Source organism: Pseudoneobacillus rhizolycopersici, assembly GCF_054786815.1.
Window position 1 is genome coordinate 1 of record NZ_JBTOOE010000060.1, and the last position, 1,595, is coordinate 1,595.

The following is a 1,595-nucleotide window of genomic DNA, read 5'->3' on the forward strand; positions in this document are numbered from 1 at the left end:
GATTCCTTAGAAAGGAGGTGATCCAGCCGCACCTTCCGATACGGCTACCTTGTTACGACTTCACCCCAATCATCTGTCCCACCTTAGGCGGCTGGCTCCTTACGGTTACCCCACCGACTTCGGGTGTTACAAACTCTCGTGGTGTGACGGGCGGTGTGTACAAGGCCCGGGAACGTATTCACCGCGGCATGCTGATCCGCGATTACTAGCGATTCCGGCTTCATGCAGGCGAGTTGCAGCCTGCAATCCGAACTGAGAATGGTTTTATGGGATTGGCTCAACCTCGCGGTTTTGCAGCCCTTTGTACCATCCATTGTAGCACGTGTGTAGCCCAGGTCATAAGGGGCATGATGATTTGACGTCATCCCCACCTTCCTCCGGTTTGTCACCGGCAGTCACCTTAGAGTGCCCAACTGAATGCTGGCAACTAAGATCAAGGGTTGCGCTCGTTGCGGGACTTAACCCAACATCTCACGACACGAGCTGACGACAACCATGCACCACCTGTCACTTTGTCCCCCGAAGGGGAAAGCCCTATCTCTAGGGTGGTCAAAGGATGTCAAGACCTGGTAAGGTTCTTCGCGTTGCTTCGAATTAAACCACATGCTCCACCGCTTGTGCGGGCCCCCGTCAATTCCTTTGAGTTTCAGTCTTGCGACCGTACTCCCCAGGCGGAGTGCTTAATGCGTTTGCTGCAGCACTAAAGGGCGGAAACCCTCTAACACTTAGCACTCATCGTTTACGGCGTGGACTACCAGGGTATCTAATCCTGTTTGCTCCCCACGCTTTCGCGCCTCAGCGTCAGTTACTGACCAGAAAGCCGCCTTCGCCACTGGTGTTCCTCCACATCTCTACGCATTTCACCGCTACACGTGGAATTCCGCTTTCCTCTTCAGTACTCAAGTTCCCCAGTTTCCAATGACCCTCCCCGGTTGAGCCGGGGGCTTTCACATCAGACTTAAGGAACCGCCTGCGCGCGCTTTACGCCCAATAATTCCGGACAACGCTTGCCACCTACGTATTACCGCGGCTGCTGGCACGTAGTTAGCCGTGGCTTTCTGGTTAGGTACCGTCAAGGTACCGGCAGTTACTCCGGTACTTGTTCTTCCCTAACAACAGAGCTTTACGACCCGAAGGCCTTCATCGCTCACGCGGCGTTGCTCCGTCAGACTTTCGTCCATTGCGGAAGATTCCCTACTGCTGCCTCCCGTAGGAGTCTGGGCCGTGTCTCAGTCCCAGTGTGGCCGATCACCCTCTCAGGTCGGCTACGCATCGTCGCCTTGGTGAGCCGTTACCTCACCAACTAGCTAATGCGCCGCGGGCCCATCTATAAGTGACAGCCGAAACCGTCTTTCAACTTCTCCACATGAGTGGAAAAGGATTATCCGGTATTAGCTCCGGTTTCCCGAAGTTATCCCAGTCTTATAGGCAGGTTGCCCACGTGTTACTCACCCGTCCGCCGCTAACCAAAGGGTGCAAGCACCCAGTGATTCGCTCGACTTGCATGTATTAGGCACGCCGCCAGCGTTCGTCCTGAGCCAGGATCAAACTCTCCAATAAAGAGTTGATAAAAGCTCAAAAAGTTAATCTGGCTT

1 rRNA gene is annotated in these 1,595 nt (G+C 54.4%); it reads right to left on the reverse strand.

What is annotated here, in order from left to right:
* Positions 1–10: 10 nt before the first annotated feature.
* Positions 11–1,560, reverse strand: a 16S ribosomal RNA gene (locus ACX9YW_RS22830).
* Between the last annotated feature and the right edge of the window lie 35 nt (positions 1,561–1,595).